The sequence below is a fragment of the Emticicia oligotrophica DSM 17448 genome (genome assembly GCF_000263195.1).
GTDB lineage: Bacteria > Bacteroidota > Bacteroidia > Cytophagales > Spirosomataceae > Emticicia > Emticicia oligotrophica.
The window spans coordinates 511,901-527,586 of record NC_018748.1; the positions used below are offsets into that span (position 1 = coordinate 511,901).

General features: G+C 33.8%; 16 protein-coding genes. 6 read left to right on the top strand and 10 right to left on the bottom strand.

The window, feature by feature from the left end; genetic code table 11:
* Positions 1 to 229 precede the first annotated feature (229 nt).
* Entirely contained in the window at positions 230 to 1,819 is a 1,590-nt protein-coding gene (locus EMTOL_RS02205) for a BACON domain-containing protein (protein ID WP_015027631.1), read from the bottom strand.
* 14 nt (positions 1,820 to 1,833) lie between these two features.
* On the opposite strand from EMTOL_RS02205, the gene EMTOL_RS02210 reads away from it, so the two are divergent.
* Positions 1,834 to 2,667, top strand: coding sequence for an IS5 family transposase (locus EMTOL_RS02210; protein WP_015027236.1), 834 nt, complete (start codon positions 1,834 to 1,836; stop codon positions 2,665 to 2,667).
* A gap of 128 nt (positions 2,668 to 2,795) precedes the next feature.
* Here the strand turns inward: EMTOL_RS02210 and EMTOL_RS02215 are convergent, their stop codons facing one another.
* On the bottom strand, positions 2,796 to 3,989 hold the full coding sequence (locus tag EMTOL_RS02215) for an SGBP N-terminal domain-containing protein (RefSeq protein WP_015027632.1): 1,194 nt from the start codon (positions 3,987 to 3,989) through the stop codon (positions 2,796 to 2,798).
* Between the two features lie 302 nt (positions 3,990 to 4,291).
* Between EMTOL_RS02215 and EMTOL_RS02220 the strand changes: the two genes are divergently transcribed.
* Positions 4,292 to 4,690, top strand: coding sequence for a VOC family protein (locus tag EMTOL_RS02220; protein ID WP_015027633.1), 399 nt, complete (start codon positions 4,292 to 4,294; stop codon positions 4,688 to 4,690).
* A 65-nt stretch (positions 4,691 to 4,755) separates the two neighbouring features.
* Here the strand turns inward: EMTOL_RS02220 and EMTOL_RS02225 are convergent, their stop codons facing one another.
* From EMTOL_RS02225 to EMTOL_RS21585, 6 genes are all read right to left on the bottom strand, one after another.
* Positions 4,756 to 4,959 (bottom strand): hypothetical protein, encoded by a 204-nt coding sequence (locus tag EMTOL_RS02225; protein WP_015027634.1) that lies wholly within the window; start codon positions 4,957 to 4,959, stop codon positions 4,756 to 4,758.
* A gap of 64 nt (positions 4,960 to 5,023) precedes the next feature.
* Entirely contained in the window at positions 5,024 to 5,449 is a 426-nt protein-coding gene (locus EMTOL_RS02230; RefSeq protein ID WP_015027635.1) for a hypothetical protein, read from the bottom strand.
* A 138-nt stretch (positions 5,450 to 5,587) separates the two neighbouring features.
* Positions 5,588 to 6,943 (bottom strand): HAMP domain-containing sensor histidine kinase, encoded by a 1,356-nt coding sequence (locus EMTOL_RS02235; protein ID WP_015027636.1) that lies wholly within the window; start codon positions 6,941 to 6,943, stop codon positions 5,588 to 5,590.
* Positions 6,940 to 7,629, bottom strand: a complete 690-nt coding sequence (locus EMTOL_RS02240; RefSeq protein ID WP_015027637.1) for a response regulator transcription factor — start codon at positions 7,627 to 7,629, stop codon at positions 6,940 to 6,942. The genes EMTOL_RS02235 and EMTOL_RS02240 overlap by 4 nt, the downstream gene beginning before the upstream one ends.
* Positions 7,630 to 7,653: 24 nt before the next feature.
* Positions 7,654 to 8,349, bottom strand: coding sequence for a TerC family protein (locus tag EMTOL_RS02245; RefSeq protein ID WP_015027638.1), 696 nt, complete (start codon positions 8,347 to 8,349; stop codon positions 7,654 to 7,656).
* Between the two features lie 228 nt (positions 8,350 to 8,577).
* A complete protein-coding gene (locus tag EMTOL_RS21585; protein ID WP_083842370.1) occupies positions 8,578 to 8,994 on the bottom strand; it encodes an alkaline phosphatase family protein in 417 nt (138 codons plus the stop codon).
* A gap of 100 nt (positions 8,995 to 9,094) precedes the next feature.
* On the opposite strand from EMTOL_RS21585, the gene EMTOL_RS02255 reads away from it, so the two are divergent.
* The gene (locus tag EMTOL_RS02255) at positions 9,095 to 9,928 is read left to right on the top strand and encodes an IS5 family transposase (protein ID WP_015027236.1); all 834 of its coding nucleotides are present in this window, start codon (positions 9,095 to 9,097) and stop codon (positions 9,926 to 9,928) included.
* Here EMTOL_RS02255 and EMTOL_RS02260 read toward each other — a convergent pair.
* Positions 9,912 to 10,748 (bottom strand): alkaline phosphatase family protein, encoded by an 837-nt coding sequence (locus EMTOL_RS02260; protein ID WP_052315335.1) that lies wholly within the window; start codon positions 10,746 to 10,748, stop codon positions 9,912 to 9,914. The genes EMTOL_RS02255 and EMTOL_RS02260 overlap by 17 nt on opposite strands.
* Positions 10,749 to 10,929: 181 nt before the next feature.
* Between EMTOL_RS02260 and EMTOL_RS02265 the strand changes: the two genes are divergently transcribed.
* Complete coding sequence (locus EMTOL_RS02265) at positions 10,930 to 11,877, top strand: nucleoside hydrolase (RefSeq protein ID WP_015027639.1); 948 nt, start codon at positions 10,930 to 10,932, stop codon at positions 11,875 to 11,877.
* Entirely contained in the window at positions 11,874 to 12,779 is a 906-nt protein-coding gene (rbsK, locus tag EMTOL_RS02270) for a ribokinase (RefSeq protein WP_015027640.1), read from the top strand. Before EMTOL_RS02265 ends, rbsK begins: the two co-directional genes overlap by 4 nt.
* A gap of 266 nt (positions 12,780 to 13,045) precedes the next feature.
* Here the strand turns inward: rbsK and EMTOL_RS21590 are convergent, their stop codons facing one another.
* Positions 13,046 to 13,879: a VanZ family protein gene (locus EMTOL_RS21590; protein WP_015027641.1), complete on the bottom strand. Its 834-nt coding sequence runs from the start codon at positions 13,877 to 13,879 to the stop codon at positions 13,046 to 13,048.
* 243 nt (positions 13,880 to 14,122) lie between these two features.
* Here EMTOL_RS21590 and EMTOL_RS02280 point away from each other — a divergent pair, with 243 nt between their 5' ends.
* On the top strand, positions 14,123 to 15,685 hold the full coding sequence (locus tag EMTOL_RS02280; protein ID WP_015027642.1) for an ADP-ribosylglycohydrolase family protein: 1,563 nt from the start codon (positions 14,123 to 14,125) through the stop codon (positions 15,683 to 15,685).
* The last annotated feature ends 1 nt before the right edge of the window (position 15,686 follow it).

Consider the following 15,686-nt stretch of genomic DNA (forward strand, 5'->3'; position numbering starts at 1 on the left):
CAATTAAATTAGTTAACAATTGTACTCCAATTTAAAAACTTATACTAACGCTTATATATAAACGTATTCGCAATTTTATTTTAAATTCTATTCAAACCGTATCTATTGAAACAAAATTCTATATCAGACTAAAATATTCTGTATTTTACTCATGTCAACACTTTACAATCAAACCACTCAGAAAATGATGGTTTGATTGTAAAAGTGAAAAACCTAGTTGATAAATCCGCTATTTGTTTTGTTTTGCGAATTGTTTGTTTTTGTATTCGATAAATTGTTGGTATATTTTTTTCTTTGCAAGAATATTCATTCTCAATTGAGCTGATTTATACTTATTTGAAAAACCACATCCAATATTTTGATTGCTTATTTGGGCAGGCGAACTATTTGTGAAAACATTGTTGAATTTTGCAAATGCAGGAGAGCTACTACTTACACCAAAACAATTTGTGAATATAACTGTGTTATCAGTATATTTACCATTGTCATACACAAAGGCATTGTAATAAAAGCTTTGAGATTTATTGACGAAATTTGAATTAGTAATTGATAAGTTTAAACCACTGGAATAGAGGGTTATATCATCCCCTTCTTCAGATATAAACTCTATATCTTTCAAATTGAGTTTCTTTATATCAGAGGTTATAATTGCATCAAATATCAAGTTTCTAAATGTAAGATTGTAGAGCGTAGTTTCATATTTTGATGCAAGAAACTCTATACCAGTAGCGGCATTTTCAAACAAAATATGATGAATGATTGGAGCTTTTGAGGGCTTTATAAGAAGTCCTGAAGAATAAAAAGAAATTGGAGTTCCTGCATCTCTTAAATAACAGTATGAGATTTCAATATCTCCATTGGCAACAATTCCATTCCAATCATCATATTCTGGACTTTTATTCTCAGATTTCATTTCAATGATATTAGCCGCATCGCCATTCATGATTAGCTTTCCATTAATAACTAGCTCAACCCCTTGAATTGTACTCTTAACTTTTATTTTTGTTCCTGGTTTAATTGTTAATACAAACTCTTTAGGAACAGACACAGTACCATTCAAATTAATTTCACCACTCCATGTTTCATTTTTGCTCAAAATGTGGCTTTCAATGTTTCCAGAAATAGAATCATCATAAATAAATTTCACAGGAATAGTAGTCTGCTTACCAGGTATTCCATTTACTTTCGGTATGATAGTAATATTTCCTGAATAATTTCCATTGATAAGGCTTTTGGTATCAATATTTACCTTCACAGAATCTGTGCCACTTAGGGTACCTACACTTTTATCAACGGATAGCCAAGGTTGGTCAACAGTTACCTCATAATTTAGATTTTCAACACCAACTTTTGTCATCTTCAAAAAAACTGATTTGCCAGCTCTAATTGTTTGCAAATCAAGATTTGTAATACCAAATTCTATTGTTGTTGTTTTAAAGGTTCCTTTTACAGTAACATTTATCACTGGAGATACAACTCCATTAATTGTGGGAGTAATACTTAAAACTGCGGTATTTTCTCCATCCTGTATATCAACAGCATTGATAATTGTACTTAAACTTATAAAATCTGTTCCTGTGATAACTCCTGAATTTTTTGATAGTTTTAGCCAATTTTTATTACTACTGATCGTATAAGAAATACTACCTTCACCACTCTGAACAAGCATAAATGAAGAGGAAGAAGTAGTAGTTATTGATCCTAAATCAATCGTCGAATTTGAGACTGTTAATGTTGGTGGAGCTACTTCCTTTTGTTGAGGTTGTTTAGTATTATAAAAAGATTCCCAAAATAGGTTGAATTTTGTGGTGCGAATCATCAAAAAGACCTACAGTGGAAATCTTGAGTAAAAATACGATTGAACAATATATATTACCAAATTTAAGTATTGGTTTACGTGGAAAAGAGTGTGAAATAGAACAGTTGACAGCTATTGTTTCAGCAATTTTATATCGTTTGAAAACAGGTTGTCAATGGCGTCAACTGCCAGTAAAGCAATTTTTTAATAATAAGGTTTTAACATGGCAAGGAGTCTATTATCACTTTAATGAATGGGTCAAGGACGGCTCTTGGACAAAAGTTTGGATAAATATTTTAGCATCAAACTATTCATATTTAGACTTATCTTGTATCCAACTTGATGGTAGTCATACACTTGCCAAACGTGGAGGTGAAGCTGTTGGGTATCAAGGTCGAAAAGCATCAAAAACAACTAATTTGCTCTTTTTAGCTGATAATCAGGGACAAATGTTGGCATGTGCCAGCCCACAAGAAGGAAAACACAACGACCTTTATAATATTCAGGAACTCTTTGAAGAACTGTGTCAAATGCTCATAAAAGCAGGAATTAATCTCAGAGGCCTTTTTCTAAATGCTGATGCTGGATTCGATAGCAAAGAATTTCGTCAAATTTGTAAAAATAAAGAAATTGAAGCCAATATTGATGTTAATTCTCGAAATAACAAAATAGAAAATCAATCTACTGAATATCAGCATTTTGATGAAGAGTTATACAAACGACGAGTACTCATTGAGCACGCTAATGCTTGGATGGATAGTTTCAAAGCATTACTTGTCAGGTTTGAAACGAAAGCAATTAACTGGGTGGCTTTAAATTTATTGGCATTCTCAGTTCGTTTTTTACGAAAAATTAAATATAAAAGTTAATCCTAAACAAGTTCGTTTACAACTCATTGCAATTAAAAGAAAATAAATGAAAAGAATTAATTGTTTTTGCATTGTGTATGGTTAAATTAAAATTATTCTATGAATGTTTGATTTTATATATTAATCTTTCAATCCTTAACGCTAATCTTCAAATCGGTCTGAAAAGAATACTTAATTCCTTTTTGAGGCTCAAAGAGAGAAAAGTTGATTAAATAAACTCCTGCTTCTATTTGGTCGGGGAGCTCAACTGAAAGGGCTTGATGGCTTGCATCATAAATACCATTTTGAATGTAAGTTTTTTGAGCACCAACCAAATCAACTTGATAAAACCTTGCTCCTATTTGAGCGAAATTAATTGTCTTAAACACAAGCTTTTCTGATTTCTGATAAGTGGCTCTAGGCTCAATGATATTCCTTATAAAAGGCATGTTAGGGTCATACACTGCCACTGGCATATTGAAAATTTCACTAAGTTTATTCTCAGATACATTCTTTATTCTCACAGTATATGTCCCAATCGATAGATTTTTAGGTAAAACAAAGCCCAATTTATTTGAAATGCTTTGGGAAAGAGGCAACTGATAGATAAGGTCATTTTTTTGTAATTGGCAAGTAAATATAAATTGCTTCCAATCTAAATATTTACCACTTAACCAAATTGTATCTCCAAGCAGCATATTTTTTTGTAGAACCTCATCTAATTGGGGGGATGGATAACCAATCCAAAGCTTTTTGGCTGAAAGCACTTCTTGGTTTTTAACTTTAATCTTTATTTGATAAAAGCCCGTTTTTTGTTCGACTGAAGTATTTAACTTGATTTGTGTCGAATCAATCAATTGGTGTTTTATTAGGCTTTCTTTAAGTTCGGAATCAACCAAAAAAGCCTGAATATCTAAAGCAAATTTACCAAAGTTTTTTCCGGTAATAGAAAAGTCTTTTCCTGCCTCTACGGTATCGGCTTTGATTAAATTTATTTCTGGACTGGGTTGATTTTTAACTTGAACTTTTATTGTATAAATAAATTTTTGCCCACCTTTCGATAAAGTATAATATACAACTTGACTAAAATTTTGTGCAAGGCCCGAAGCGGGAATAATAGACACTCCTTTTTCAACATCAATCATAGGAATTAATGACTTGATATCAGTTTGATAAGGTACTTCAATCGTAATTGTTTTTGCATCTGAATCAATACTAGTTTTGAGTGAATCTACACCCACAAAAGAAAAGCCTAAAATGCGTGGAGACGTAATTGGTTCAGTAGGATTTTTGCAAGAAAATAGTAATAACAAACAGCAAAGTTGTAGGAAAAATTTAATCATTTTTTATGAATGCAAAAGTTGTATTAGGGCAAATATGTATAAAAAAAACAAAATATCTAAAGTTTTTATACTTTTTTTTATGGTTCATTTCATCCTATACCGTTCAGTAATGAGCACAGCACCGTTCAGTAACTCTACAAATATTTTAACACAAAAAGATATACCAACTGTGTTAGAGATTATTGTTAGAAAAACGATAATTTGATACTATCTAACGTTTGAGCTAATCTAATTTTTTTGAGGAACTCCTAAAAAATATAAGATGATTTATAATATCTTTAAGTCTAAACCTAAATCAGTTGATGCAAGCGATTACTCACATAGCGATTGTTGTTGAAGATTACGACAAAGCAATAGAATTTTATACTCAAAAACTAAACTTTGTATTGGTTGAAGATACCCAACTAACAGACTCCAAACGCTGGGTTTTGGTGAAGCCAAATGCCCATAGTGAATGTGCATTACTTTTAGCAAAAGCAGCCAATGAAGAACAAATGAGTAGGGTTGGAAATCAAACTGGGGGAAGAGTATTTCTATTTTTAAAAACCGATAATTTTGACCGAGACTATCAAAACTTACTTAAAAAAAACATTAAGATTGTCAGAGAACCCAGCGAGGAAGTTTACGGGAAAGTTGCTGTTTTTTCAGATTTATACGGAAATCTTTGGGATTTAATCGAGTATCGCTCCTTAGCAAGATAGCAAACAAAAATAGGAATCGACCGATTCCTATTTTTGTGATAATCACATACAAAAACCCTAATCATTTACTCTACTCCTTTCACAAATTTTACATTATTTTCTTCATACGAGAGTCTCTTATTCTTAAACTTTTCTTTGCACCAAGCTATTAGATGCCTAATTTCTTCTTGTGAAGATTGTCTGAGAGCCTTTCTCAGTTCCTTTCTAAAAATCCTAGGCTCAAAACTTACTTTTTCAAGAATCATCTTACTGTATTCAAGCATTGTCATAGTTAAAAAGGGGTTAAATACTCCTGAGTGAAACCGAAGTATTCACTCAGGATGGGTTGGGTGGTTAGTTATTACTTGTTGAATCTTCCTTTGTTATATTCATTGTCGTAAGTATCTCATTAGTAATCTTTCTTGCAACAATTTGCTTTCCAAATTCAGTTGAAGTAAAATGCGATTTGTAATTACCTGAAGCCATCAATGGATTCATACCTACGCTTTGTGAAGGCGGCATTGAAACAACTAACGAAGCTTCAGATGCAAAGTTTGCTCGCCCCTGACGCTTATAATTATGAACTGAACTGATATCGTTTTTAATTTTATTAGACGACTGACTCATTACACTTACGCTATTACTTTCGGCCAAAGCCTTACGCTGCTGAAATACGGGGCGTTTGTAGTTATGGGGTGAATCAATCGACGATTTTTGTGCATAAACTGAACCAGAGGCCATCCCTACTAAAACCAAAACATATTTTATTAAATTTTTCATTGCATCTTATAATTAATTTTCGAATAATATATTGTTCTATCAGAAAGTATTTTTGATAACTTATCTGATGACAATACAAAGATAAGAAGGCAACATTAGGCTAGAATTAAGGTAATATTAGAAAAGCCTTAGAAATGATTATCTGGGTAAAATGAGGGTAAAAGTAGTACCCGATTCATCTGAAGACTTAACGTCAATCTTCCCTTTATGGAGCTGAACGATGCGTCGGGTTAGAGAGAGTCCCACCCCGTGCCCCTTTGTATGGCGAGAATTTGAACCTCGTTTGAAAGGTTCAAAGATTTGATTCAATTCATTAGCAGGAATAACCGAACCTTCATTATGAAAATCAATAGTCAGCTTTTCATTTTGCATTTTTATTTTCACCTCAACCGTATTTTGTGGCGAAAACTTAGCCCCATTTTCAATTAAATTAATGAGTGCTGTGTATAATAATCCATCATTACCACGTACTTCAGGCATTGAATCGGCCTCTTCATCGAGGCTGATAAGTATTTGATAATTAGGATTTTTCTTCAACAATTCGGCACGCACTTGCCAAATAAGTTCTAAAATATTAACCAATTCGTATTTGAATTTAGTATCATCTGCATCAATACTTGTTAAATCTAATAAGTTATTGGTCAATTTATTTAGTTGTTGAACATCCTCAAGCACCGATTGTATCATTAATTTTAAATCGGCCTGATTATCATTTGCTAAAAGCGAAACTTGAATTTGTCCAGTAATCGCAGTGAGTGGCGTACGCAATTCATGTGAAGCATGAGAAACAAACGAACGTTGCGTCTGAAAAGCGTGTTCGAGGCGGTCGAGCATTTGATTAAAACGTATTGATAACTGTTCCAGTTCATCAGCTTTATTTCCCTCATTGAGTCTAAGATTAAGGGCTGATGCTTGAATTTTATCAATTTTCTGAATCATTTGTTTAACAGGCCGTAACATCCTTCGAGCGAAAAGCCAACCCGTTACCGCACTAATACAAACCAATAAAAAGGCAGAAAACCCTAAAATAAATGCTAAGTTTTTTTGTTTATCGATACCATATTTATCAATTGAAGAAGCTAAGACAATATATTCTTTACCACTATTTGTAATAACTGTACCATACATTTCTTTGCCATTTTCTTCCCAAAATAAGTCTTTTTCTTGTCTGATTTTACCTAAAACTTCGCGGTTAACTAATAGAGTGTCTGAGCCACTTTCATAGATTACTTTATCATGAATATCATAGATAATAATTTCTTCTTGATTAAGTGCCGTTACATTGTGCTTATCTAAAAGTTTAAGTAAATCAGGACTAATTTCATTTTTATTAAAAATAATTGTAGCAGCCGTAAGGGCTTCCTGACGCAGGCGTATTTTGTATTCTCTTTGGCGATATACTTCACTTTCGAAATAAATTACCAAAGAAAATACTAATAATAAAATTGAAAAAATGCTCAAAAAGAGCACCGCCATGCGTACGCGAATTGTCATTTATTTTTTAGCATATAACCCATACCTACTATTGTATGGATAAGTTTATTTGAAAAACCCTTGTCGATTTTATTACGAAGATAATTTACATATACTTCTATAAAATTCGTACCCGTATCAAAATTAATATCCCAAACTTTTTCGGCAATATCAACTTTCGACACTACTCTTCCTTTGTTTAGCATCAGATATTCAAGTAAACTAAATTCTTTGGCGGTCAACTCCACTACTTTCCCATCTCGTCGAGCTACCTTTTCCTTTAAATCTAACTCTAAGTCGGCCTCTTGAAGTTTTTCGGCTGGTTGTTCTACCTCGGTTGTTCGTTTGAGAAGGGCTTTTACACGAACTAAAAGCTCCATAAAATCAAAGGGTTTTACCATGTAATCATCAGTACCAACCTCAAACCCTGACAATTTATCGGCTACACTGCCCAATGCCGTGAGCATTAAAACAGGAATTTTGGTGTTTTTTGCACGAACAAATTCACAAAAATCTAAGCCACTCATATCTGGCAGACCAATATCTAATATTATGAGATCGAAGTTTTCGGTTTCAAAAAGTTGTTTTGCATCGCTACCCGTTTCAGCCACTTCGGCTTCAAAATTTTGCGTTTGCAAACCTTTTTTTATGAAAGTTGCAACTTTTACTTCGTCTTCAACAATTAATATTTTTTTATTTTCCATCATTATTTTATCAGTAATGTTATACGGCTACGATATTTTTTTGAGGGTTTTCATCTGAATAATATCCACTAAGAATGCAAATGCCATTGAGAAATAGATATATCCTTTAGGAATTTCAAAATGAAGCCCTTCGGCCAATAAAGATACACCAATCATCATTAAAAAACATAATGCTAGAATTTTAAAAGAAGGATGTATTCGAATAAATTCACTGATTGGCTTCGAAGCAACTAACATAATTCCTACTGTGACAACCACCGCCGTGTACATTACCCATATTTCCTGCACCATCCCAACTGCCGTGATAATTGAGTCTATCGAAAATACTAAGTCTAAAATAATAATCTCTGATAATAACTTTGAAAAACTGCTACTAACCGTTTTTTCTAAGGCAACCTCATCATTTGCTTCGGTTTTATGATAAATTTCCTTAGTACTTTTATATACCAAAAATAAGCCTCCAAAAATTAAAATTAAACCTTTACCAGTAATTTCTTTATCAAGAACAGTGAAAAGAGTTTGGTCTAGTTTAAGTATCCAAGAAATAATGCCTAATAAACAAAGTCTCATAACCATTGCGAGTCCAATACCCCAATAACGCAATTTATTACGTTGATTTTCTGGTAGCTTGTCGGCTAATATAGATATGAAAATAATATTATCAATCCCTAAAATTACTTCTAGAGCGATTAATGATAACAATGGTACAATTACATCTAACATTTTTATAAGTTTGATTTTAAGATAATAAAAAAGCAGTCGAGAAATATCAACTGCTTTTCCAGCTACTCTAAACTAAAAACTGAACTTTTCCTAAAGACTTTTCCTATTATTTTATGATGCTACAAAGGTAAATCACCCAAATTAGACTGGTGTTAAACTCATATTAGAAAAGGCTTAGAATTATATAATCCTAAGCCTTTTCACTAAAAAGTATTTCAGCGATTGTAATTATTTTTTAATGATTCCCTCAAGAACTTTTAAATCCCCATCAATCTTAGGAGGAGTAATTCCAAGTATAGCTGCTACTAAAGGATAAACGTGTATGTTATCAAAGGCTGGAATTTTTACTCCAGCTTTGATATTTGGTCCTTTCGCATAAAAAATTGCTCCCATTTCTGGTGTAGTGTAGGGGTCAAAACCATGAACTCCCCAAACAGGACGTGTTTCAGGCTTTTTGTCCATTGCTTCTTTTGAGTAAATACTATATCCTGGTTCTACTACAAACAAAATATCTCCGATTCGAGGGTGAGTATTGAAGTGAAATTTAGCAGGAATATCTTCTTTTTTATAAACTTTAAAATGTGACTCTCGGCTTTTAACAGCATTAAAAATCTCTTCTGCTTTATCTTTATTTTTGATAAAAATATTGGCGTGCGTACTATTATTTACAGAGGTTGTTTAGTATTATAAAAAGATTCCCAAAATAGGTTGAATTTTGTGGTGCGAATCATCAAAAAGACCTACAGTGGAAATCTTGAGTAAAAATACGATTGAACAATATATATTACCAAATTTAAGTATTGGTTTACGTGGAAAAGAGTGTGAAATAGAACAGTTGACAGCTATTGTTTCAGCAATTTTATATCGTTTGAAAACAGGTTGTCAATGGCGTCAACTGCCAGTAAAGCAATTTTTTAATAATAAGGTTTTAACATGGCAAGGAGTCTATTATCACTTTAATGAATGGGTCAAGGACGGCTCTTGGACAAAAGTTTGGATAAATATTTTAGCATCAAACTATTCATATTTAGACTTATCTTGTATCCAACTTGATGGTAGTCATACACTTGCCAAACGTGGAGGTGAAGCTGTTGGGTATCAAGGTCGAAAAGCATCAAAAACAACTAATTTGCTCTTTTTAGCTGATAATCAGGGACAAATGTTGGCATGTGCCAGCCCACAAGAAGGAAAACACAACGACCTTTATAATATTCAGGAACTCTTTGAAGAACTGTGTCAAATGCTCATAAAAGCAGGAATTAATCTCAGAGGCCTTTTTCTAAATGCTGATGCTGGATTCGATAGCAAAGAATTTCGTCAAATTTGTAAAAATAAAGAAATTGAAGCCAATATTGATGTTAATTCTCGAAATAACAAAATAGAAAATCAATCTACTGAATATCAGCATTTTGATGAAGAGTTATACAAACGACGAGTACTCATTGAGCACGCTAATGCTTGGATGGATAGTTTCAAAGCATTACTTGTCAGGTTTGAAACGAAAGCAATTAACTGGGTGGCTTTAAATTTATTGGCATTCTCAGTTCGTTTTTTACGAAAAATTAAATATAAAAGTTAATCCTAAACAAGTTCACAAATATAAAATCATCTTTTACTAAGCCTGCCAGCAAATCTTCTTGGTAAACAAAAAATTCAGGTTTGTTTTTCATTTCATACATACCGTGGTCAGAAACCAAGATTACGTTTACGGGTAAACTAATTTTCTGTAATCCATTTACCAGCATGCCAACTAAGCTATCGGCTTGCATAACAGCTTCTTTTGTTTTATCACCATTGGGTCCGTACTCATGTCCTTGCGTATCGACCATCGAAAAGTAAATGGTCATTAATTGTGGACGCTCAGCCTCAGGTAAATTCAGCCAGTCGAAAACAGCTTGAACTCTATTTTTTGGGTGTACAGTATCATCGAATCTATGAAAATACGTTGGATACTGACCCGCAATTGGTGCCTCAGAACCAACCCAAAAATAAGAAGCGGCTTTCATTCCATTTTGTTGAACTAATTGCCAAATGGGTAAACCCCCATAATAATAAGGGTCTTCAACCTTTGCACGTTGGCGAATAGAATAAAAGGTATCACGTCCTTTATCGTAAAAAGTATTATCTACTAATCCATGATTGCCCGGGTAAAGGCCTGTAACAAGCGTGTAGTGATTTGGAAAAGTCTTACTCGGAAACGATGGTCGCATCATTTCGGCCGCTGCACCTTGTTTAATAAATTCTTTGATATTTTTTGCATTATACTTTTCTGCGTAATCATATCTAAATCCATCAAAAGATACCATTACTACATACGGTTTAGTACTTTGAGCATAAATAACTAAACTTGTAAACAGCAGAATTAAAGAGTTGAGAATATTTTTTAGATTTAGAAACATACAATATCATTTAGTTAAGATGAAAACATGAGGTAAAATTATGTATAATCAGTACAAATTTTAAAACTCTATGAAAAGGTTTTAAGAAAATTAGATAATATGTGATAAAATCTCGATTAAAATATTATTAAACAATGAAAAATTTGTATTTAATTTGAATATTCTATAATGACTCTAACAAATGAAAAAACTTCTTATACTAAACCTTTTCTTCTTCTTTTGCTTTTCAATTCAAGCACAAAAACAAAAAGTTATTCTCGATTGCGATTTAGGTGATGACATTGATGATGCTTATGCCGTGGCTTTGATGTTAGCCAGCACCGATAAATTTGATATTTTAGGCATCACTACCTGCTATGGCCGCACAAACGACCGAGCAGAAATGGCTTGTAAAATGCTTTATGAGACTGGTTTAGAACGTATACCAGTAGCTATGGGAAGAAATACCTCCAATAAAAACGAAAGAGCTAATTGGTATGCCGACCAATTTTATTGGTCGAAAGGTTTCAATAAAGTCAAACCGATTCAACAATCAGGTGCAGATTTTATCATTGAACAATTACATAAATATCCTAATGAAGTAATTTTATTTTCGGTTGGCCCCGTAACCAACATGAAAGATATTATCGAAAAAGACCTACAAGCCTTGAAACTGGCTAAGAAGGTAATCGCCATGTTTGGCTCATTTTATATTGGTTATAATGGAAGCCCAACCATCAACCCAGAATGGAATGTAGTAGTTGATGTAGAAGCTTCAAAGAAGTTTGTCAATTCGGGGGCAAATATTGTATATGCAGGGCTTGATATAACCGCTTTTGTGAAGTGGGATAAAATGATGCAAGAAAGATTACTCTACCGCCAAAGTCCACTTACCAATGCACTTTGTGGCCTCAAAACCCTATGGTCGAATACAGCCACTCCTACTCTTTTCGATGCCGTAGCCATTGGAATGGCTCTTTACCCTGACTTATTCAAAATCGAAAAAGTTTTTGTAGAAGTTGATGATAAAGGCTATACCCGCATTGATAAAGCCAAAACACCTAATGCTGAGATTGGTGTAGGTATTAATACCGAAGAGTTTTTGAAAAGAATCATGGATGTTTATTTGAAACAAAACTTAGGGAGATGAGCAAAAAAATATACGTAATTGGTAGTTCAAATACCGATATGGTCGTAAAATCCGAAAAATTACCAGTCGCAGGAGAAACTATTCTTGGAGGTACTTTTTTAATGAATGCTGGCGGAAAAGGAGCAAATCAGGCAGTAGCAGCGGCAAAATTAGGAGCAAATGTAACGTTTGTTAGTAAGGTTGGCGATGATATATTTGGTAAACAAGCCATTCAAGGCTTCCAAAAAGAAGGCATCAATACCAATTTTGTCTTTACTGATGCCGAAAACCCTTCAGGCGTAGCATTGATTTTGGTTGATGCCAAAGGCGAAAACAGCATTGCAGTAGCTTCGGGAGCGAATGGAAATTTACAAATATCGGAAGTAGCAAAAGCGATTGAACAAATTTCAGCCAATGATATAGTTTTACTACAACTTGAAATACCAATTCCGACCGTAGAATTTGCCATCAAAAAATGCTCTGAAAATGGTGCAAAAGTAATTTTGAACCCCGCACCTGCTCAAAAGCTGAATGAGAATATTTTTAAATTTCTCGAAATCATCACTCCAAATGAAACTGAAGCAGAATTACTTACAGGAATAAAAGTTACAGACCTTGAGAGTGCCAAACACGCAGCAGAGGTTTTGCATCAAAAAGGGGTAAAAAACATAATAATCACGCTGGGTTCAAGAGGTGCCTATTTATACAATACCAACACCAATCTATTAATTAGTGCTCCTCAAGTACAAGCAGTTGATACCACAGCCGCGGGCGATGTTTTCAACGGTGCTTTGGCAGTTGCACTTTCCGAAGGAAATGAAATGGAACAAGCTATTAATTTTGCATGCAAAGCAGCAGCAATTTCGGTAACTCGTATGGGAGCTCAAGCCTCTGCTCCTTTGCGGAGTGAGATAAATTTCTAACATAAATAAATTAATTGACGACTGCTTCAGCTAACTGTTATCAGAAATTAAACCTTATGACTTTAGTACAAATAAAGAGTTTAGGCTAAAGCCAATACTGATGATTCTTTCATCCGTCAGTTGAAACTAACGGCAATGAAGTAAAAGCCAGCTCTGCGAAGAATATTTCTTCGCAGAGGCATTTTAACATCTCCTGATGTTAGTGTTCGGGAGAACTAAAAACTAGGACGAAGTTTGAAACTTGGCACAGCATAACGGCAGTAAAACTATCTTGAGTTACAAACCAAAACAAACGAGGCTGTTTCAGTTTCATCAATGACCAATGAGACTCTATTTCCTATTTTTAAATCAGATATTAATGCAGTTCCCATTGAATTTTTAATTGTTGTTTGATTTGTAAATTTAATAGTTTGAACAACACCGTCATTTCGTCTGATACTTATTGAGTTCTTTGATATTTTTATAATTTGGCCTATGCCACCTGTTCCATTGCAGGGGTCATTCATAGCAGATTTATCATCAGGATAGATATTACTAATACTATTTCTCGGATTTAAAGTTTGATGGTCCTTTGGATAAATCGCATATAGAGTAGTAATAACAACAACAATAATCATAGTTATGACCGTGATTATAGCTTTATAATTCTTTGAACGTAACCATTTAGCAAAAATCAAAAATGACCAATAGCCAATCATAACACCCAATGCATTCAATATGATATCATCAATATCAAAAATACCCACACCTAAAATTACTTGAATCATTTCGATAGTCAAACCTGAGGTAATCGCAATAAGCAACAAGTTTTTCCATTGAAAATGGTGTTTAATGAAAGGGATAAGAAAGCCAATTGGCACAAGCAATGCAATATTGCCGACGAGATTAACACCAGCAATGATTAATCCTTTATGTCCTAATAGATAAGGCAAAATAGTTTTAAAAGGTACAAGGTTTGGGCCTTGTCCTGCACTTGTTCCAGAAAAATTCAACATCAAGTGCCCAATTCTAATGGTTGGCATATCTTTAAAGACCATTATTTTGATTAGAATTAAGCAATAGATAATAAGGAGGAAAATTGAAATTAATTGCTTTTTCATAGTATTAGTGATTAAATATTATTCAAAGCTAATTTTTGGGGGAAATAAAAATGAAATAATGTGACAAAACCTTTAGAATTTGTGATGAATTAGTTCTAGAGCTCAACTGAAACTAAAGCAATAAATTCATGGCTATCTGCACTAACTGATAAATATAAAATAATAAAAACTTACAATCAATGCTGTCTCCTTTAGTTGAAACTGAGGGCAGTAAACATGAACCTTTAATAACTCAACCTTAACATGAAAAACAAGATTTTAGTAATTATTCTGCTTTCGATTGCAACACTCACCAATGCTCAAAAAATGATAACGATGAGCAAAGAAAAACTCAAAGATAAAATTATGGGTGGTTGGGCAGGTCAGACGATTGGCGTTACTTTTGGAGCTCCCGTAGAATTCAAATTCAACGGAACCATGATTAATGATTACCAAAAAATTCCGTGGTACAATGGTCTTCTTCACAAAACCATGACCAATAGCCCAGGTGTTTATGATGACCTTTACATGGATTTAACGTTTGTAGAAGTTTTTGAGCGAGAAGGACTTGATGCTCCAGTAGAGTCACACGCTAAGGCTTTTGCCAATGCTGGATATATGCTTTGGCACGCCAATCAAGCGGCTCGCTATAATATTTTGCAGGGTATCATGCCACCTGCTTCAGGGCATTGGCTCAATAATCCGCACGCCGATTGCATTGATTATCAAATCGAAGCAGATTTTGCGGGTCTTATGTCACCGGGAATGCCTAATGCAGCCTCAAAGATTTCTGATAAAATCGGGCATATTATGAATTACGGAGATGGCTGGTACGGAGGAATATACATTGGTGCTATGTACTCTTTAGCTTTAGTTTCAAATGATATTAATTATGTCGTAAACGAAGCCCTTAAAACTGTTCCCAAACAATCGAAATATTATGAATGTATTTCAGATGTAATCAGATGGCACAAGATGTATCCAGATAACTGGAAGAAAACTTGGTTTGAATTACAACAAAAATGGACAAACGATATCGGCTGCCCCGATGGTGTTTTTGCTCCATTTAATATTGATGCTACTATCAACTCGGCTTATGTAGTCTTGGGATTACTTTATGGGAAAGGTGATTTTACAAAAACAATGGAAATCACAACCCGATGCGGTCAAGATGCCGACTGTAATCCATCCTCAGCGGGAGGAATTTTGGGGGCCATGCTTGGCTATAAAGCTATTCCTGCTTATTGGAAGTTAGGCTTGAAGGAAATTGAAGACATGGATTTTAAATATACTTCTACTTCTCTCAATGATGTTTATGAAATTGGTACTAAACATGCTCTCTTAAATATTGAACGTAATGGTGGCAAAGTTTCAGGAAATATGATTTCAATAAAAAGTCAAGCACCATCAGTAGTTAGATTTGAAGAAAGCTTTGAAGGGCATTATCCGCTTGATAAAAAATGGATTGGCAAGAACTTAGAAAACGATATTGAACTCGAATTTGAAGGAAATGGCTTTGTTGTAAAAGGAGAAAGTAAACCCAAAGAAGGAAGTTCGTGGGACTCCAAAAGCGAAAAATTCGCTCAAATTGAAGTTTATTTAGACGACAAAGCCATCGAAACTGTCAAATTACCCATAAGATTTACTACTCGCCGACACGAGATTTGCTGGAAATATCAACTCAGTGATTCGAAGCATAAAATTAAACTTAAATTACTTAATCCAGATCCCGAAGTAAATTGCTATTTATCAGAACTGGTTTGGTATTCGAGCAAACCACAGCAAGCACAAACAATTAGAACTTTTGGACCTTATAAGAAACAATAGC

Bases quoted from the DNA above. Each gene is read 5' to 3' on its own strand.
- EMTOL_RS02280 (WP_015027642.1), top strand. From the start codon at position 14,123: ATGAAAAACAAGATTTTAGTAATTATTCTGCTTTCGATTGCAACACTC.
- EMTOL_RS02235 (WP_015027636.1), bottom strand. From the start codon at position 6,943: ATGACAATTCGCGTACGCATGGCGGTGCTCTTTTTGAGCATTTTTTCA.
- rbsK (WP_015027640.1), top strand. From the start codon at position 11,874: ATGAGCAAAAAAATATACGTAATTGGTAGTTCAAATACCGATATGGTC.
- EMTOL_RS02215 (WP_015027632.1), bottom strand. From the start codon at position 3,989: ATGATTAAATTTTTCCTACAACTTTGCTGTTTGTTATTACTATTTTCT.
- EMTOL_RS02240 (WP_015027637.1), bottom strand. From the start codon at position 7,629: ATGATGGAAAATAAAAAAATATTAATTGTTGAAGACGAAGTAAAAGTT.
- EMTOL_RS02230 (WP_015027635.1), bottom strand. From the start codon at position 5,449: ATGAAAAATTTAATAAAATATGTTTTGGTTTTAGTAGGGATGGCCTCT.
- EMTOL_RS21590 (WP_015027641.1), bottom strand. From the start codon at position 13,879: ATGAAAAAGCAATTAATTTCAATTTTCCTCCTTATTATCTATTGCTTA.
- EMTOL_RS02260 (WP_052315335.1), bottom strand. From the start codon at position 10,748: ATGTTTCTAAATCTAAAAAATATTCTCAACTCTTTAATTCTGCTGTTT.
- EMTOL_RS02265 (WP_015027639.1), top strand. From the start codon at position 10,930: ATGAAAAAACTTCTTATACTAAACCTTTTCTTCTTCTTTTGCTTTTCA.
- EMTOL_RS02220 (WP_015027633.1), top strand. From the start codon at position 4,292: ATGCAAGCGATTACTCACATAGCGATTGTTGTTGAAGATTACGACAAA.
- EMTOL_RS02225 (WP_015027634.1), bottom strand. From the start codon at position 4,959: ATGACAATGCTTGAATACAGTAAGATGATTCTTGAAAAAGTAAGTTTT.
- EMTOL_RS02205 (WP_015027631.1), bottom strand. From the start codon at position 1,819: ATGATTCGCACCACAAAATTCAACCTATTTTGGGAATCTTTTTATAAT.
- EMTOL_RS02245 (WP_015027638.1), bottom strand. From the start codon at position 8,349: ATGTTAGATGTAATTGTACCATTGTTATCATTAATCGCTCTAGAAGTA.